Origin of the sequence: Marinoscillum sp. 108, from assembly GCF_902506655.1 — a bacterium.
GTDB lineage: Bacteria > Bacteroidota > Bacteroidia > Cytophagales > Cyclobacteriaceae > Marinoscillum > Marinoscillum luteum.
The window spans coordinates 1,053,953-1,071,724 of record NZ_LR734808.1 but is presented as its reverse complement, the minus strand read 5'-3'; the positions used below and the strand labels follow the sequence as shown (position 1 = coordinate 1,071,724).

Genomic DNA, 17,772 nt, shown 5'->3' with positions numbered 1-17,772 from the left:
TATATATGTTAGAGATCAAAATACTCGGCCCATCAGATACCGTGGGCCTGATAGAAATAGAGCAGGTAAGAGACTTTCTTTTTAACCACCTGGATCAATATGGAGATAAAAAGGAGGACATCATGAAAGCCATAAACTATGCACTTAGCACCGGAATAACTCCGGGAGGGTTTGTGCTGGTGGGGAAAGATCAGGGTGAAATAGTGGGAGCTGTGGTTGTCAATAAAACAGGTATGGATGGCTACATTCCGGAAAACATTCTGGTTTATATAGCCACACATAGAGAAAGAAGAGGAAAGGGCTATGGCAAGGCACTCATGCAAAAGGCCATCAACACAGCAGAAGGTGATATAGCCTTACATGTGGAACCTGATAACCCGGCCAAGGGACTTTATGAGAAATTGGGATTTACCAATAAGTATCTCGAAATGCGGTTAACCAAATAAGTCAATGCAGCACAACATTATTGATGAAGCCAAATCTCTTCGCAAGTACCTTCATCAGCACCCTGAGTTGTCGTGTTTCGAAGAGAATACTTCTCGTCACTTGATTGAAAGGTTAAGATCAGAATGCACACCCGATGAACTTATTGTTTTTAAACATTATGGTGTAGCGGCTATTTTCAAGGGAGGCAAACCAGGTAAGAATGTATTAATACGTGGAGATTTTGATGCATTGCCAATTCAGGAGATTAATGATTTTGCACACAAATCAGTGGTTGAGGGTGTAAGCCATAAATGTGGACATGATGGTCATGCTTCTATATTATATGCGCTGGCGAGATATCTATCGCTGGAGCGCCCGGAAAAAGGAGATGCCATTCTGTTATTTCAACCGGCTGAAGAGAATGGGGAGGGAGCGAAGGGTATCATCAACGATCCATTGTTTGATTCCCTTAAGCCGAACTATGCCGTGGCTTTGCATAATCTACCAGGGTATGATTTGCATAAGGTAGTTTGGAGGTCTGGCACATTCACAGCAGCGGCTAATAGTATAATTATTAAGCTTACCGGAAAAACCTCACATGCAGCGGAGCCAGAATTTGGCATTAACCCGGCTTTGGCCATGGCCGAAATCACCCAGTTGATACTTGATGAAAATCAACCGGATTTGGATGCTGATGATTTCCGTATCGCAACACCAATTTATACGACCATGGGGGATCAGGCCTATGGAGTTTCCGCGGGATACGGAGAGTTGCATTTTACGTTACGGGCCTGGGACAATCAGGTCATTCGTGATCACGAAGAGAAGTGTGAGCGTATTGCACGACAGGTGGCCAGTTCTCATGATCTTAAAATTCAGATCAGTTGGACTCAAAGTTTCTTTGCTAACTTTAATAACGAAAGGGTCATTACTGCAATTAAGAATGCAGCTGTAGTCGGGGGATTTGAAACGGAGCAACGTACTACCCCATTTAAATGGGGTGAGGATTTTGGGATATTCACCGAGCGGTTTCCCGGAGCGATGTTTGGAATAGGATCTGGTAAGGATTGCCCGGCCCTTCATAACCCGGATTATGATTTTCCCGATGAACTAATCGAAACAGGAATGATCATTTTCAAAGAGATAATTTCACAACTTCAGGACTAAAAGAATGTTCACAACTTCCGAAATAGAACTTGACCAGGCGGCGTTGGCCAATAACCTCAGCTATATCCGCAAGATCATTGGCAATGATGTCCGATTATCATCGGTGGTCAAGGGAAATGCCTACGGACATGGGATTTTTGAGTTCGTGCCAATGGCTGAAACTCTTGGAGTGGATCATTTCTCGGTATTCAGTGCAGATGAAGCACTCGAAGTGACCAACATTAGTATGCAAAGGTCCCAGGTCATGATCATGGGGTTTGTGGATAATGCGGAGCTCGAATGGGCGGTACTGAATGAGGTTGAGTTTTTTGTTTTTGAGCTCGATAGGTTGGAAATGGCCATTGAAGCGGCGCGCAAGGTTGGTAAAAAGGCCAGAATACACCTTGAGTTTGAAACAGGCCTCAATCGTACGGGTTTTAATAAAACCGATCTGGTAAGGGCGGTCGAATTTCTAAAAAAGAATCTTGATCACTTCGAATTAATGGGTGATTGCACCCATTATGCTGGAGCAGAAAGCATAGCCAATTATGTACGAGTGAAGAATCAAATCAAGAAATTCAATAAGATGGACAAATGGCTCCGAAGTACAGGCCTGGAGCCTTTAGTGAAACATACTGCTTGTTCTGCCGCTGCCATTTCCTATCCAAAGAGTCGGATGGAAATGGTTAGAATAGGTATTTTGCAATATGGATTTTGGCCCAGCAAAGAGACGTTTATTGATTGTATAAAACATGTGTCATCTCGTGAAGACCCGCTAAGGCGAGTGATGAAATGGAAGAGTAAAGTGATGGATGTGAAGGAGGTTAATACTGGGGAATTTATTGGGTATGGAACCACTTTTATGGCATCGGAAAATATGAAGATCGCCACAGTCCCCGTTGGATATAGTCATGGGTACGCCAGATCACTGAGTAATCAGGGGCGAGTACTCATCAGAGGTAAGCGTCTGGCCGTGGTAGGTATCGTCAATATGAACCTCCTAATCGTAGATGTTTCTGAATGCCCTGGAGCTGAAAAAGGAGACGAAGTGGTGCTAATTGGCGACCAGGGGGATAATTCTATCTCTGTGTCTTCATTTGGAGAGTTGAGTGATCAGCTCAATTATGAACTCCTCACCAGACTCCCCCGCAACATTCCCAGAACAGTCATCACTCATAAAACATTAACTAATCAAATACCAACCAATGGCTTATCTAAAGCTTAAGAGAAAATCACTTCAGCACAACTACCAATACATCGCTTCCAAACTGGATGCCGAGGGTATTGAGTGGGGCGTAGTATCGAAGCTTCTGTGTGGTACTAAAAACTTTATTCAGGAACTTGTGGATCTGGGAGTTCGCGAGATTCATGACTCCAGGGTGAGCAATCTGAAGACCGTCAAACAAATTGATTCGGGTATTCAAACAGTATATATTAAGCCCCCTGCAAAGAAGGCCATCCCCAGTATTATTAAATATGCAGATGTAAGCTTCAATACAGAGCTTTCTACCATACGTCTGCTCTCTGAGGAAGCCGGACGTCAAAATAAGCTCCATAAGATCATCATTATGATCGAAATGGGAGATTTGAGAGAAGGAGTTCTCGGAGAGCAGTTATTGGAGTTCTACGGTCAAATTTTTGAGCTACCCAATATTACGGTGGTGGGGCTAGGCACCAATCTCAATTGCCTGTATGGAGTGATGCCCTCACAGGATAAACTCATACAGTTGAGTCTTTATAAGCAATTGATTGAAGCCAAATTCAATCGAAAAATTGAATGGGTTTCTGGAGGCACATCAGTGGTTTTTCCGCTGTTGCTCAATCGCCAACTACCTAAGGGCATCAACCATTTCAGAATAGGGGAGATGTTGTATTTTGGCAATAACCTCTTTACCAACAAGGGAGTAAAGGGCATGAAAAGCGATGTTTTTATGCTCCATGCTCAAATTATTGAATTGATAGAAAAACCCAAAGTGCCTTCAGGGGATTTAGCTACTAACCCCTCTGGTGAACAATTCGAGATCAACGAAGAGGATTATGGCAAGACCAGCTACCGCGCCATTCTGGATCTGGGCTTACTGGATATCTCCACAGACTTCTTAATTCCTGTGGAAAAGGGAGTGAAAATCACCGGTGCCAGCTCCGATATGATTGTCATTGATCTTGGCCGCACCAAGCGAAATTATCAGGTGGGAGATTGGGTGAAATTTAAGCTCAAATACATGGGAGCTTTAGGGTTGCTAAATTCAGACTACATCGATAAAATCGTTGAATAGATGATTGGTAGCAATTAATTTATTTATAATGATTCTAAATAGTGCTTTTTTTAGTCTTCTGAGGGGTCTAATGGGCTGATAATCAGTTCGATTTATCAACATAAGTTATCCACATACGAGATAATGCCATCTGGGTTGCAAAACTGCCTTTGAAATACGTACCCACGGTATTACATTTGTACCCGTCTGATTTAGAACAGCAGAAAATACATGTTGACAAAGAAACAATCCATGTCCAAAGCAACCAGATTTGTTTTAATCTCTCTCACCTACACATTTTTCTTATTATTATCATTTGGTGCACTGGCGCAAGATGCGGCCGGTGGTGGTGATGCAGATGGTATTCCTACAGATGAAGCACTGGCCTCAGCCGGAGCTAGCATATTCAAGGCGAACTGTACCCAATGTCATGCCATCAATGAAGTGGTTATTGGTCCAGCACTTAAGGATGTGCATGAGCGGAGATCTAAAGAGTGGTTGACGAGTTGGATAAAGAATTCGCAGAAGCTCATTCAAAGTGGTGATGAGTACGCCGTAGAAATATGGCAACAATATAACAAGACGGCTATGCCGGCTTACCCTTTCTCCGACGAAGAAATTACTTCTCTTCTCTCTTACATAAAAGTAGAGTCAAATAAAGAGCCTGCTCCGGTAGCAACTGCTGAGAGTGGTAGTACTGGCCAGGTGGTCGCAGGTCAAGGCGATTCTGTGTCCTCAGGCTACCTCACCGCTATACTGGTTGTATTGGTGGTTGTACTGGTCTTGATCCTTATCGTATTAGGGTTGATGGTCTCTGTGCTTACTAAGTACCTGAAAGATCAGAAGGAGTTAGATGCAGAAGATGTTGAGGTAGTCAACCAGAAAACTGATATTCAAAAAGTACTAACCAGTGATTTTGTGATTGGTTCGGTAATATTCATTTTCGTGGCCCTTTTACTTAAGACAGCTATTGACGGTGCGTTTACCATCGGAGTACAGCAGGGCTATCAGCCTAATCAACCCATCGCTTTTTCACACCAGATTCATGCGGGTCAGTTTGAAATAGACTGTAACTACTGTCATACCGGAGTGAGGAAGTCAAAAGCTGCCAACATTCCTTCTGCCAATATCTGTATGAATTGCCATACGGCCATCAAGACAGAATCTCCTGAGATTCAAAAGATTTATGCAGCCATTGATTACGATCCTTCTACCGGAGAGTATGGTGAAAACACTAAGCCTATCGAGTGGGTACGTGTTCACAACCTTCCTGACTTGGCTTATTTCAACCACTCACAGCACGTGGAAGTAGGTGGGTTGGAATGTCAGACTTGTCATGGTCCTGTCGAGGAAATGGATGTTGTATACCAATATTCTACCCTTACCATGGGGTGGTGTATCAACTGTCACAGAGAAACAGAAGTTAACACAAAAGATAACGAATACTACACCAAGTTAGTGGAGTTGCATGCTGAGCATAGCAAAGAACCTCTTAAAGTAGAGGACATTGGAGGTTTGGAGTGTTCAAAATGTCATTATTAATATACCTAGCTTGAAAAAGATTAGTCCATCAATATGAAGGAAACTAAGAAATACTGGAAAGGATTAGAGCAGCTTCAAAACAAAGCTGAGTTTCAAAAATATGCTAACAAGGAGTTCCCGGAGTATTTGCCCATTAGTGGTGAAGACGGAGGGGAGCCATCTCGAAGGGATTTCCTTAAGCTTATGGGATTTGGTATAGCTGCTGTGTCATTGGCAGCTTGCGAGACCCCGGTTAAAAAGGCTATTCCTTACGTAAAGAAACCTGTAGCAGTTGATCCCACACTCCCTAATTACTATGCTTCCACATATGTGAGTGGTAGCGATTACTGCAGTGTGCTGGTGAAGACAAGAGAGGGTCGACCAATCAAGCTTGAAGGAAATAAGCTGTCTACCATTAGTGGTGGAGGCACCACTCCTCAGGTTGAGTCTTCTGTACTTTCTCTTTATGACCAGGAACGACTTACGGATCCTAAAATCGATGGAGCAAAAGTTTCATGGGCTGATTTGGACAGTGCTTTGGCAAAGGAATTTGCTGCGGCTAATGGCAAGTTGACCATAGTGAGCAACTCAATTGCTTCTCCTTCCACTCAGGCTACTATTAACAAATTGACTGAGAAATTTGGAGGCACTCACGTTTCCTATGATCAGGTATCGTTTAGCGGAATGCTTTCTGCTTACGAATCAGCTTTTGGAAACAGAATGATGCCATATCATGATTTCTCCAAAGCCAAGACTTTGGTTTCGTTTGGAGCTGACTTCCTTGGGGCCTGGCCAAACAGAACTGCCAACAACAAGCAATTTGCGGCAGGTCGTAAACTTTCTAAGGATAAAACAGATATGTCAAGGGCCTATGCTTTTGAATCGAATTTATCCCTTACAGGGGCCAACGCTGATTATAGAGTGGCGATTAAGCCCTCACAAGAAGGACTTTATGTAGCCAACCTTTACAATGCTGTGGCTGCCAAGATGGGAGCGACTCAAGTTAATGTCGCTAAAGTTGATAATGAGCTTTTGACTAAGGCTGCCAACGATTTGGTGAAGACACAAGGTGCTTCGTTGGTCATGAGCGGATCAAATGACATCAACGTACAGTTGATGGTGATCGCGATCAATGACTTGCTGGGTAACTATGGAGCTACTCTTGATATTTCAAAGTCAGTAAACCTGAGAAAAGGGAACGATGCTCAGTTTGCGGATTTCGTTAATCAATTGAATGCAGGATCTGTGGCAGGAGTAGTTTTCTACAACTGTAACCCTGTTTACGATCATCCACTTGGAGCTCAAATAGAGGCGGGTCTTGCCAAAGCTAAATTTGCGGTTTCTACCAGTGATAGAGGTGACGAGACTGCTTCGCTGGTGAAATACCAGGCGCCTGACCATCACTTCCTTGAATCCTGGAATGACTTTGAGCCAGTGACTGGATTCTTCAGTTTATCACAGCCGGCTATTCAAAACATCTTTAACACCCGACAAGCACAGCAGTCATTCATGACATGGGCTGGTGAAGAGGGTTCTTATTACGATTTGGTGCGTGACACCTGGAACTCTAACGTATTTGCTAAAGCCAATAGCATCGAGTTTTTCAACTTCGACGCGTTTTGGAACAAGTGTTTACATGATGGTGTATATGAAATTAAGAGTGAAGCACAATCAGCCTCTGCTGATGTGGCAGTGAGTGCTGTGGCTTCTGCCATCGGTTCTTCATATTCACTCGATAATACAGGATTGGAGTTGGTGATCTATCAAAACAGCAGTGTTGCTGATGGTATTCAGGCCAACAACCCCTGGCTTCAGGAAATGCCCGATCCTATTACCAAAGCTACTTGGGATAACTATTTAACTGTATCACCTAAGCAGGCCGAGGAGTGGGGAATTGAGATAGGGGACATGTCCACCCAGAAGGTGAATTTCACCGCAAATGGTGTGACAGCTGAAATCCCTGTGTTGCCACAGCCAGGTCAGGCATATGGCACGGTTGGTTTGGCCATTGGTTATGGTAGAAGCAAAGCAGGAAAGGTAGCCGATGGGGTAGGAGTAAACGCCTATCAGTTTGGTACGGTAAGCAAAGGAACTGTCAGTTTTGCCGTTACTACTGGTGTGAGCGCTGAGCCTACCGGTACACCTTATCGAATCGCTCAGACTCAGACGCACCAGACTTACATGGGCCGCGAGACTGTCATTCAGGAAACCCTCCTAAAGAACTATCAAAAAGATAATCAGGCCGGAAGAAATTTCCCTAAAATAGCTACCGCTGAGGGATACAAAAAACCTTACGCAGTTTCCCTTTGGAAGGGCCATGAATACCCAAATCACCATTGGGGTATGATGATTGACTTAAACTCTTGTACAGGGTGTGGATCATGTACGATCGCATGCCAGACAGAGAATAATATACCTGTAGTAGGAAAGCAAGAAGTACTCAACAGGCGTGAGATGCATTGGATCAGAATCGATAGATACTATAGTTCTGATGCCACAGAGGGTAAGGCCATGGAGGATCCAGCAGAAAATCCTGAGGTGACTTTCCAGCCGATGATGTGTCAGCAGTGTAATAACGCACCTTGCGAAACTGTATGTCCGGTGGCTGCAACCACACACAGCAGTGAAGGACTCAATCAAATGACTTACAACAGATGTATTGGTACAAGGTATTGTGCTAATAACTGTCCATATAAAGTAAGAAGATTTAACTGGTTCAAATACCACGATAACAAGCAGTTCGATAAGAACATGGCCATGAATAATGACCTGGGCAAGATGGTGTTGAATCCGGATGTGACAGTAAGGGCCAGAGGGGTTATGGAGAAATGTACTTTCTGTGTACAGAGAATCCAGTCAGGAAAGCTTGAAGCAAAAAGAAACGGAAGAAGACCTGAGGATGGAGAAGTTGTTTCAGCATGTGCAAGTGCTTGTCCTTCAGAGGCTTTGGTGTTTGGGGATATGAAAGATCCAAATAGCCGAATTTCTCAGATGCTTCAGATCAAGCAGAATGAGAAGAGTGTAGAAGCGAGAGAGCCAAGAGCCTATCACGTATTGGAAGAATTAAGAGTGATGCCAAATATTTGGTATCTGACTAAAGTCAGAAATAAAGATGAAGTGTCTAAAACTGAAAAAGCAGAAGCATAATATCCTATGATAGCAGAATCAGCAATTAGAGAGCCCTTAGTTACGGGTGGAAAAACAGTACACGACGTTACAGAGGACATTGCCGGAAGAGTAGAGGAAAAACCTGCGAAACTATGGCTGTTTGCCATGGCTATTTCGCTTGGTACATTGACCATAGGAGCATATGCTGTGGCCATGACCCTATGGGAAGGCATTGGAATGTGGGGATTGAACAAGACCGTTGGTTGGGCCTGGGATATTACCAACTTCGTTTGGTGGGTTGGTATTGGTCACGCAGGTACCTTGATTTCAGCCATTCTGTTGCTTTTTCGTCAACGTTGGAGAATGTCCATTAACCGGGCAGCTGAGGCGATGACCATATTTGCGGTAATCTGTGCTGCCATGTTCCCTGTTCTGCACATGGGAAGGCCATGGTTGGGCTTTTACTGGGCGTTGCCACTCCCTAACACTTTTGGATCACTTTGGGTAAACTTCAACTCACCACTATTGTGGGATGTATTTGCGATATCAACTTACTTCTCTGTATCACTTGTTTTCTGGTACATTGGTTTGATTCCTGATTTCGCTACCATCAGGGACAGAGCCACCAACAAAGTTTCTGCTGCCGTATATGGCGCATTGAGCTTTGGATGGGATGGAGCGGCTAAAACCTGGTCAAGGTATGAGACCGTGGCATTGGTGCTTGCTGGTTTGGCAACACCTCTGGTACTTTCAGTACACACGATTGTATCTTTTGACTTTGCGACCTCAGTAATTCCGGGTTGGCACACAACCATCTTTCCACCTTACTTCGTAGCGGGTGCGATCTTCTCAGGTTTTGCAATGGTATTGACACTTCTTCTGATCACCAGAAAGGTGTATAAACTTGAAGATTACATCACTATTCAGCACATCGAACTAATGAACATTGTAATCATTATTACAGGTTCTATAGTGGGTGTGGCTTACATCACAGAATTTTTCATGGCATGGTATTCCGGAGTGGAGGCAGAGCAATATGCTTTCATCAACCGAGCTACAGGACCATACTGGTGGGCATATGCCTCTATGATGACTTGTAATGTGATCTCTCCGCAGCTCTTCTGGTTTAAGAAGATCAGAACCAATCTGGCTGCTACGTTTGTGATTTCTATTATCGTAAATATTGGAATGTGGTTTGAGCGTTTCGTGATCATCGTGACGTCACTACATAGAGACTTTTTGCCTTCAAGCTGGGCGATGTTCTATCCAACCATGTACGATGTAGGAGTATATGTATTCACTTTTGGATTGTTTTTCACAGCGTTCTTCTTGTTTGCGAAGTTCTTCCCTGTGATCAACATGGCGGAAGTAAAAAGTATTATTAAAGCAACTGGCGAAAACAAAAAAGCATAATGGCTCACGAAAGCAATTATATAGTCGGTGTATATGAAGATGAAGATGTTCTCTTGAAGGCGATCACTCAGGTGCGTGCAGGAGGAGTCAAAATTCATGAAGTTTATTCACCATTTCCGGTACATGGTATTGACGATGTGCTAGGTTACAAAGGTTCCAGATTATCTGTTGTAGCATTCCTGTTTGGATTATTGGGTACTTCATTGGCCCTTACCATGCAGTTGGGAATGATGACAGTAGATTGGCCAATGATCATTGGAGGAAAGGATTATGCTCCAATCCCATCATTTATCCCTGTGACATTTGAGTTGACCGTTTTGTTGGCCTCTTTTGGGATGGTGGGGACTTTTATGATTATTAGTAATCTTAAGCCCTGGGGAAAGCCGAAGCTATTTGACAAGCGTATTACTGACGATAAGCACATCGTAGCAATAGACCTTGGTAAAAATAAAGTTGAAGAAGCAGCTATCAGCAGTCTTTTGAAAGCAAGCGGAGCTTCTGAAGTGAATCTGAAAACACTTTAATGAAGATGTTAAAACATACATATCAAATACTAGTTGCGGGTGTGGTTACTGCCATGTTAGGTGCATGTGCTGCCGGAGTGGATGATACGGGCTTGGAATATGCTCCACAGATGTATCACTCTACTCCGTATGAACCACTTTCACAAATTACAGACGAGAGCAAAGGAAGTTGGTTGGATTCAAATCCTGAGGATGAACATGGTGAGTTTTATAACTCAAATCCATACAATCCTTTTAAGATGACCATGAGAGAGCCCGTGGCGAATACCATTAAGAGGGGTGAGTATATTGCTTCGAATGGTATAGCAGCTGATGATTATGCTACTGCTGAAGAGGTTTTAACTAATCCATTTGCTGACTCGAAGGAAGCTTTGAAAGAAGGTAAGGCTCTTTATCTCAGGTTTTGTGAGCATTGCCATGGAGAAAAAGGTGCAGGCGATGGACTGGTAGGTGAAGTATATAAGGGTGTAACAGCCTATAATTCTGCCACAGTAAAGGATAAAAAGGCCGGTCATATTTTCTGGGTGATTACTAATGGCAAGGGACGCATGGGAGCCCATGCCTCTCAGATAAGTGTGGATGATCGCTGGAAGATCGCTACTTATGTACAAACTCTGCAACAACAATAAAAACTGATTTTTATCCATTTTAGATATGGCTGAGGAAACATTTGAATTTACAGCAAAGACCAAAAAGAATCTATTCATATTTATAGCAGTAGGGGCAGTTTTAGCTTTACTGGGAATTTTCTCTATATCTATGGGTGGAGGTCACCATGAGTTGGAAGGGGAGGCTGGTCATGCATTCCACTGGACTCAAAGGCTCTACGCAAACCTATGGATCAATAATGTATATTTTGCTGGAATAGCTCTTATTGGAGTGCTGTTCTTTGCCATTCAATATGCAGCCCAGGCGGGATGGTCTGCTGGGATTAAGAGAATACCTCTTTCATTTGGAGCTTGGATTCCATTTGCAGGTGTTCTGATGTTAGTTACTTATTTTGTGGCAGGTCACGACTTGTTTCACTGGACTCATCATGATCTTTATGATCCTGCATCCCCGGACTATGATTCTATCATTGCTGGTAAGGGCCCTTATTTCTTTTGGCCACTTCATGGAGGATCGGTGCCTGTGTTCTTCCTGGCTCGTTTAGTTATTTTCTTTGCTGTATGGTATATGCTTTTTGCAAAGCTGAAAAGCTTGGCCTATAAAGAGGATTTAGAAGGTGGAACAGAGAAGTGGTATCAATTGAGAAAATTGTCTGCCATATTCATTATTTTCTTTGCAGTGTCTTCGTCCATGGCTGCCTGGGACTGGGTATTATCTATCGATACGCACTGGTTCAGCACCATGTTTGGATGGTACAACTTCGCCAGCTGGTGGGTTTCTGGATTGGCCTTGACTGCTTTCATTGTGGTTCTTTTGAAGGACAAAGGATACTTGAGTATAGTGAATGCCAATCATATTCATGATCTGGGCAAGTTCATCTTTGCTTTCAGTGTGTTCTGGACTTACATATGGTTTTCACAGTTTCTATTGATCTATTATGCCAATATCCCTGAGGAGACGATTTATTACGTGGAAAGATGGAAGAACGGTCAGTATGCGCCATTGTTTTACCTTAACCTGATCGTAAACTTTTTCTTCCCGTTCCTTGTATTGATGACAAGAAATGCGAAGCGGCATTCGAGATTCATCAAGGTGGTGGCTCCAGTTATAATCATCGGACACTGGCTCGATTTTTACCTGATGATTACACCGGGAACATTGAAAGGGAATGGAGGCTTTGGGCTGCTTGAGCTTGGCTTAATGTTCGTATACTCAGGAGCTTTTATCTATGTGATTTTGAATCAGTTGTCTAAGGCACCACTGTATGCCAAGAATCACCCAATGCTGGAAGAAAGTTTACATCATCATATTTAAAAATCAGAGATAAGATAAGTAATTCGATATGTTGGATTTGATCATAATATTAGCAGTTATCTTGGTTGTAGGCATCCTGATTTCCATATTCAGGGTATTTACCTTGGTTGGGATAGTGAAGGGGGACTCGAAAAAAGAGATACCTGCCAGCAACAAACTTCAGGCTAGTTTACTTGTAGTATTTCTGGTTTTAGGAATAGTTGGTTTCTTTTACTATTCTTTTGGAGGTTTGGATGAGAGTTTTGTGTTGCCATTGGCCTCCGAGCATGGTGTGGTTACAGATCGTTTGTTCTGGATTACGATGGCCATCACGGGTTTCGTATTTATTGTGACCCAGATATTTTTGTTTGGGTTTTCTTATAAGTACCAGCATAAAGAGGGCAATCAGGCCCATTTCTACCCTCATAACAGTAAATTGGAGTACATCTGGACAGCTGTTCCGGCGGTGGTTTTGGCGATACTTATCATTTCCGGATGGAAGGCATGGGTTGATATTACGGGCCCTGCACCAGAAGGTGCTGAAGTGATTGAAGTAATGGGGTACCAGTATTCATGGGCCGTGAGATATGGTGGCGCCGATAAAAAACTCGGAGACTACGATTACAAGAAAATAGATGTGGTGAATCAGGTTGGAATTGATTTTAGCGATAGGGCATCCTTCGATGATTTTATTCCGACCAAATTGTATCTCCCAAAAGGAAAGCCTGTACTGCTCCAGATTCGAGCAAGGGATGTGATCCACAGTGTATATCAACCGCATTTCAGGTTACAAATGAACGCTGTACCAGGTATGCCAACCAGGTTCTGGTTTGTTCCTACCAAAACCACCGAGGAGATGCGTACAGAGACTGGAAATCCTGAATTCAACTATGAGTTAGTATGTAACAAGATATGTGGGAAGGGGCATTTTGCCATGAAATATTTGATCGAGGTACTAGAGCCTGAGGAGTATGAAAAGTGGTATGCTAGTCAGGATGCCTGGCTGAAACAAAATGCAGACTACCTTTCTCAGGTTCCTGATGAGTTGCAGGAAATGGCCAGAATAGCATCGGGTATTGAAGACAATGCCGGAATACAAAAAGTTGGAAATTCAGTTGTTAGCAGTACATATTAAAAAGAATTAACATGTCAGTAGCAGACATTCAAGTAGAAGAACATTTGGCACATGATGATCACGAGCATCATGAGCAGAGCTTTATCAGTAAGTACATTTTCAGCACTGATCATAAGACGATTGCCAAACAATTCCTGATTACCGGGATTTTTTGGGCGATCATTGGGGGTGCACTTTCGATCATTTTCAGACTGCAGCTGGGTTTTCCTGAAATGCAGTTGGATTGGTTAAGACCAATTCTAGGAAAATGGATCACTGAGGGTGGAAAATTGGACTCAGAGTTTTATTTGGCTCTTGTAACTATGCACGGCACCATAATGGTGTTTTTTGTACTGACCGCCGGTCTGAGTGGTACATTTAGTAATTTCCTGATTCCTCTTCAAATAGGGGCCAGAGACATGGCCTCAGGGTTCATGAATATGCTGTCCTACTGGTTTTTCTTCCTTTCAGGTCTTGTAATGTTTATCTCGTTGTTTCTGGAGACAGGGCCAGCTGCGGGTGGGTGGACAGTTTATCCTCCATTGAGCGCGTTGCCACAGGCTATTCAGGGTTCAGGGGCAGGTATGACCATGTGGTTGGTTGCAATGGTGTTCTTTATTGTGTCAACTTTACTTGGTGGTATTAACTACATCACTACGGTCATCAATATGAGGACGGAAGGCATGTCCTTCTCACGTTTACCATTGACCATCTGGGCCTTCTTTATCACTGCGGTAATCGGTTTGTTATCATTCCCGGTACTTGTTGCTGCTGCTTTATTGCTGGTTTTTGACAGGTCTTTTGGTACTAGCTTTTATTTATCTGAGATATATATCAACGGTGAGGCACTGCCTAATGTCGGTGGTAGCCCAATTCTTTATCAGCATTTGTTCTGGTTTTTGGGACACCCGGAGGTTTATATTGTAATTCTCCCTGCTCTTGGTATTACCTCTGAAATTATCTCTACGAATTCACGGAAGCCAATCTTTGGTTATCGAGCCATGATTGGTTCTATTCTGGCGATTGCTTTCTTATCTTTTATTGTTTGGGCGCACCACATGTTCGTGACAGGGTTGAATCCTTTCCTTGGGTCCATCTTCATGTTCCTTACGTTGATTATCGCAGTGCCGTCAGCAGTAAAGGCGTTTAACTACATCACCACACTTTGGAAGGGTAACATCGTATTTACTCCAGCGATGCTATTTTCTATCGGTCTGGTTTCTTTCTTTATATCAGGTGGACTCACGGGATTATTTCTTGGAAACTCCGCGGTGGATATTTCATTGCATGATACCTATTTTGTAGTCGCTCACTTTCACCTTGTGATGGGAAGTGCATCATTCTTTGGTTTGTTAGCTGGTGTTTACCATTGGTTCCCGAAGATGTTTGGCAGAATGATGGATAACCGGTTAGGATTTATTCACTTCTGGATGACATTTGTGGGAGTTTATCTCGTATTCTTCCCGCTTCATTACATTGGTATAGCTGGTTTTCCAAGAAGGTATTACTCATTCACCAGCTTTGATGCTTTCAGCTCGTTTGCTGACCTTAACTCATTTGTGAGTGTGGCAGCTATTGTGACTTTTGGTGCACAGTTTATCTTCTTGTTCAACTTCTTTTACAGTATGTATAGAGGTAGGAGAGCACCTCAGAATCCATGGAAGTCTAACACGTTGGAGTGGACTACACCAGTAGAACCCGGACATGGTAACTGGCCTGGAGCAATTCCTAAAGTATACAGATGGCCATACGACTATAGTAAGCCTGGTGCTGCAGAGGATTTTATACCACAGCATATTCCTTTCAGCCAGACTCCAGAGTCGAATCTTCCGCACGAATCTGAGGCAGCGAAAACTGAGGGTAGTGCTCAGGTTAATGAAACAAAATAACAGATCATTAAAAGTTAATTTATATACGATCATTGCCGTCTACTTTTTGATACTAGTGGGCGGCATTGTTCGTAGTATGGGGGCGGGTATGGGGTGCCCAGACTGGCCCAAATGCTTTGGATCTTATGTGCCTCCAGCCAGTGCTTCTGAGCTTCCAGCCAATTATGAGGATATATATGTGTCTTCCAGGGTTGAAAAGAATGAGCGATTGGCTGCCACGCTCCTGTGGTTTGGTTGGGAGGATTTGGCCCAGCGTGTAACAAATGATCCGTCGATAGGAGTTGCTACTTATTTTGATACTCAAAAAGCATGGGTGGAATATATCAATCGACTGGTGGGTGTGGTCATAGGTTTTCTGGTTATCATGAATATGATTTTCACTTTGAAATACATAAGAACTATTAAATGGGTGGCCATTCTAGGAGTTTTGTCCTTTGTATTGGTGATTTTTCAGGGCTGGATAGGCTCTTTAGTCGTTTCTACTAATCTGCTTCCGGGGTTCATTTCTTTCCACATGATCCTGGCTTTGTTGCTGGTGGCTTTGTTGCTCACACAGCGGTATCTGATGTCTTCACGGGATGAGCACCGGGTGACAGGTGGTGGCTGGTTGCTTGTGCTGCTCGTGCTATTTACCATTCAGATCATTTTTGGCGTTCAGGTTCGGGAGGAGATAGATGTGATCAAACATGGGACGGACATAGATCGCTCGGGTTGGTTGGACCAATTGGGCTTGTTGTTTTATGTGCATAGATCATATTCCTTATTGCTAACCGCCATAGTGGGTTATGTGGTTTATTTAAACTGGAAGCACCGAACTGTTTCTGCCTTTTTGAAGTCTCTGGTTGTTATCATTTGTATAGAGATCGGTTTAGGTGTGATCATGGCGTATTTCAGCTTTCCTGCGTTTGCTCAGCCACTACATTTGCTTCTTGGAACAATGGCCTTCGGAGTTATATTTTACCTATTTTTGTACGCAAATTCAAATGCCCAAAAGAGTTGATGCAATCCATTGAACTACATAGCATTTCATTCACAGAAAAGGTCAGAGCGTTTTATGAGCTTCTGAAGTTTAGGCTGTCCTTTTTAGTAGCCTTCTCCTGTGGTTTCGGCTATTTACTTGGGAATCAGGGGCACATAGACTGGATTCATTTTGGCTGGTTGGTCTTCGGAGGTTTTCTGATTTCCGGTACTTCAATTGTTATTAATCAGATTATTGAGAAGGATCTGGATAAGCTGATGAAGCGGACTCAAAACCGACCTTTACCAACCGGAAGACTTTCTGTAAATGAAGCTGTTCAATATGCACTTTTGATTGGTGCTTTGGGTTTTGGTATCCTTGTTTGGCAGACCAATATCCTGACCGTGTCGCTTTCCTTTTTGTCGATGGTGCTATATTCTTTTGTTTATACACCATTGAAACGAGTGGGGCCAATAGCTGTATTTGTGGGAGCTATACCTGGTGCCTTACCTCCATTGCTTGGATGGGTGGCTGCCACAGGAAGCATATCACACGAAGCCTTGATTATTTTCGGAATCCAATTTATCTGGCAATTTCCGCATTTTTGGGCAATAGCTTGGGTGGCCGATGAAGATTATAAAAGAGCAGGCTTTAAACTTCTTCCAGGTGGAGGAAAGCAAGACCTTAACACGGCGATCAACATAATGATCTATACGCTGTTTTTACTGCCTTTGGGCCTGCTTCCTACTTATTTTGGGTTGGTCGGAATTACCAGTGGGGTAGTGGCTACAGTTTGTGGAGCCCTGTTTTTGAGTCAGACATTCTCATTGATGAAGGATTATTCACGTAAGTCGGCATTGAAAATTATGTTTGGGTCCTTTATTTATTTGCCGATTGTGCAGATAGCGTATTTATTAGATAAGGTGTGAAATGGATAAAGCAGCAGATATACCAGTAGGAAATGTGAGGGTGAGGTCGATGCACCCAAAGAAGTTTGCCATGTGGCTTTTCATCATTACGGTGACAATGATTTTTGTGTCGCTTTCAAGTGCTTATATAGTGAAGAGAGCTGAAGGAAACTGGCCACTTATCGAGTTTCCGTCATTGTTCAATGTGACTACCGTGTTGATCGTGTTGAGCAGTGTAACCATGCAACTGGCATATATTTTTGCGAAAAAGAATAATTTATTTTGGTTAAGATTGAACCTGATATTGTCCGGGCTTTTGGCATCAGGCTTTGTGATTGGTCAGTACCTCTCTTGGAGTCAGTTAGTTAGCCAAGATGTCTATTTTGTAGGTAATCCTGCCGGTTCTTTTATTTATGTTTTTACGGGATTGCACGCTTTGCATTTAATCGGCGGAGTTGTTTTCTTAGCAATCGTATTAGTGAACGCTTTTAGATATAAAGTACACTCAAAGAGTCTGGCACAGATAGAAATGTGTCTTACTTACTGGCATTATCTGGGTGGACTTTGGTTGTATTTATACTTATTTTTGATTTTAAACAATTAGACAC

Annotated in this window: 15 protein-coding genes; all 15 read left to right on the top strand. The window is 43.0% G+C overall.

Going from position 1 to position 17,772, the window contains the following annotated elements; genetic code table 11:
- Nucleotides 1-5: 5 nt before the first annotated feature.
- The 15 genes from GV030_RS04430 to GV030_RS04360 all read left to right on the top strand — a co-directional run bounded on the left by GV030_RS04430 (nucleotide 6) and on the right by GV030_RS04360 (nucleotide 17,768).
- On the top strand, nucleotides 6-446 hold the full coding sequence (locus GV030_RS04430) for a GNAT family N-acetyltransferase (RefSeq protein WP_159580206.1): 441 nt from the start codon (nucleotides 6-8) through the stop codon (nucleotides 444-446).
- A 4-nt stretch (nucleotides 447-450) separates the two neighbouring features.
- Nucleotides 451-1,593 (top strand): amidohydrolase, encoded by a 1,143-nt coding sequence (locus tag GV030_RS04425; RefSeq protein WP_159580205.1) that lies wholly within the window; start codon nucleotides 451-453, stop codon nucleotides 1,591-1,593.
- Between the two features lie 4 nt (nucleotides 1,594-1,597).
- Nucleotides 1,598-2,797 (top strand): alanine racemase, encoded by a 1,200-nt coding sequence (gene alr / locus GV030_RS04420; RefSeq protein WP_159580203.1) that lies wholly within the window; start codon nucleotides 1,598-1,600, stop codon nucleotides 2,795-2,797.
- Nucleotides 2,778-3,848 carry an alanine racemase gene (locus GV030_RS04415; protein WP_159580201.1) on the top strand — a complete coding sequence of 357 codons (1,071 nt, stop codon included), beginning with the start codon at nucleotides 2,778-2,780 and terminating at the stop codon, nucleotides 3,846-3,848. Before alr ends, GV030_RS04415 begins: the two co-directional genes overlap by 20 nt.
- 231 nt (nucleotides 3,849-4,079) lie before the next feature.
- Complete coding sequence (locus GV030_RS04410) at nucleotides 4,080-5,369, top strand: cytochrome c3 family protein (protein ID WP_255465096.1); 1,290 nt, start codon at nucleotides 4,080-4,082, stop codon at nucleotides 5,367-5,369.
- 33 nt (nucleotides 5,370-5,402) lie between these two features.
- Complete coding sequence (locus GV030_RS04405) at nucleotides 5,403-8,495, top strand: TAT-variant-translocated molybdopterin oxidoreductase (RefSeq protein ID WP_159580197.1); 3,093 nt, start codon at nucleotides 5,403-5,405, stop codon at nucleotides 8,493-8,495.
- A 6-nt stretch (nucleotides 8,496-8,501) separates the two neighbouring features.
- On the top strand, nucleotides 8,502-9,869 hold the full coding sequence (gene nrfD / locus GV030_RS04400; RefSeq protein WP_159580195.1) for an NrfD/PsrC family molybdoenzyme membrane anchor subunit: 1,368 nt from the start codon (nucleotides 8,502-8,504) through the stop codon (nucleotides 9,867-9,869).
- Complete coding sequence (locus GV030_RS04395) at nucleotides 9,869-10,393, top strand: DUF3341 domain-containing protein (RefSeq protein WP_159580193.1); 525 nt, start codon at nucleotides 9,869-9,871, stop codon at nucleotides 10,391-10,393. The genes nrfD and GV030_RS04395 overlap by 1 nt, the downstream gene beginning before the upstream one ends.
- A gap of 5 nt (nucleotides 10,394-10,398) precedes the next feature.
- Nucleotides 10,399-11,022 (top strand): cytochrome c, encoded by a 624-nt coding sequence (locus GV030_RS04390; protein ID WP_255465094.1) that lies wholly within the window; start codon nucleotides 10,399-10,401, stop codon nucleotides 11,020-11,022.
- Between the two features lie 25 nt (nucleotides 11,023-11,047).
- Nucleotides 11,048-12,316 carry a quinol:cytochrome C oxidoreductase gene (locus GV030_RS04385; protein ID WP_159580189.1) on the top strand — a complete coding sequence of 423 codons (1,269 nt, stop codon included), beginning with the start codon at nucleotides 11,048-11,050 and terminating at the stop codon, nucleotides 12,314-12,316.
- A gap of 61 nt (nucleotides 12,317-12,377) precedes the next feature.
- Nucleotides 12,378-13,430 carry a cytochrome c oxidase subunit II gene (locus tag GV030_RS04380; RefSeq protein ID WP_370519052.1) on the top strand — a complete coding sequence of 351 codons (1,053 nt, stop codon included), beginning with the start codon at nucleotides 12,378-12,380 and terminating at the stop codon, nucleotides 13,428-13,430.
- Nucleotides 13,431-13,441: 11 nt separating this feature from the next.
- Complete coding sequence (locus GV030_RS04375) at nucleotides 13,442-15,298, top strand: cbb3-type cytochrome c oxidase subunit I (protein WP_159580185.1); 1,857 nt, start codon at nucleotides 13,442-13,444, stop codon at nucleotides 15,296-15,298.
- A complete protein-coding gene (locus tag GV030_RS04370; RefSeq protein ID WP_159580183.1) occupies nucleotides 15,285-16,298 on the top strand; it encodes a heme A synthase in 1,014 nt (337 codons plus the stop codon). The genes GV030_RS04375 and GV030_RS04370 overlap by 14 nt, the downstream gene beginning before the upstream one ends.
- On the top strand, nucleotides 16,298-17,185 hold the full coding sequence (gene cyoE, locus GV030_RS04365; protein ID WP_159580181.1) for a heme o synthase: 888 nt from the start codon (nucleotides 16,298-16,300) through the stop codon (nucleotides 17,183-17,185). The genes GV030_RS04370 and cyoE overlap by 1 nt, the downstream gene beginning before the upstream one ends.
- Nucleotide 17,186: 1 nt before the next feature.
- Entirely contained in the window at nucleotides 17,187-17,768 is a 582-nt protein-coding gene (locus tag GV030_RS04360; protein ID WP_159580179.1) for a cytochrome c oxidase subunit 3, read from the top strand.
- Nucleotides 17,769-17,772 lie beyond the last annotated feature (4 nt).

What these genes read in the sequence shown, in the direction of transcription:
- GV030_RS04360 (WP_159580179.1), top strand. Translation starts at nt 17,187, where the DNA reads ATGGATAAAGCAGCAGATATACCAGTAGGAAATGTGAGGGTGAGGTCG.
- cyoE (WP_159580181.1), top strand. Translation starts at nt 16,298, where the DNA reads ATGCAATCCATTGAACTACATAGCATTTCATTCACAGAAAAGGTCAGA.
- GV030_RS04370 (WP_159580183.1), top strand. Translation starts at nt 15,285, where the DNA reads ATGAAACAAAATAACAGATCATTAAAAGTTAATTTATATACGATCATT.
- GV030_RS04425 (WP_159580205.1), top strand. Translation starts at nt 451, where the DNA reads ATGCAGCACAACATTATTGATGAAGCCAAATCTCTTCGCAAGTACCTT.
- GV030_RS04415 (WP_159580201.1), top strand. Translation starts at nt 2,778, where the DNA reads ATGGCTTATCTAAAGCTTAAGAGAAAATCACTTCAGCACAACTACCAA.
- GV030_RS04430 (WP_159580206.1), top strand. Translation starts at nt 6, where the DNA reads ATGTTAGAGATCAAAATACTCGGCCCATCAGATACCGTGGGCCTGATA.
- GV030_RS04385 (WP_159580189.1), top strand. Translation starts at nt 11,048, where the DNA reads ATGGCTGAGGAAACATTTGAATTTACAGCAAAGACCAAAAAGAATCTA.
- GV030_RS04375 (WP_159580185.1), top strand. Translation starts at nt 13,442, where the DNA reads ATGTCAGTAGCAGACATTCAAGTAGAAGAACATTTGGCACATGATGAT.
- GV030_RS04390 (WP_255465094.1), top strand. Translation starts at nt 10,399, where the DNA reads ATGTTAAAACATACATATCAAATACTAGTTGCGGGTGTGGTTACTGCC.
- alr (WP_159580203.1), top strand. Translation starts at nt 1,598, where the DNA reads ATGTTCACAACTTCCGAAATAGAACTTGACCAGGCGGCGTTGGCCAAT.
- GV030_RS04410 (WP_255465096.1), top strand. Translation starts at nt 4,080, where the DNA reads ATGTCCAAAGCAACCAGATTTGTTTTAATCTCTCTCACCTACACATTT.
- GV030_RS04395 (WP_159580193.1), top strand. Translation starts at nt 9,869, where the DNA reads ATGGCTCACGAAAGCAATTATATAGTCGGTGTATATGAAGATGAAGAT.
- nrfD (WP_159580195.1), top strand. Translation starts at nt 8,502, where the DNA reads ATGATAGCAGAATCAGCAATTAGAGAGCCCTTAGTTACGGGTGGAAAA.
- GV030_RS04405 (WP_159580197.1), top strand. Translation starts at nt 5,403, where the DNA reads ATGAAGGAAACTAAGAAATACTGGAAAGGATTAGAGCAGCTTCAAAAC.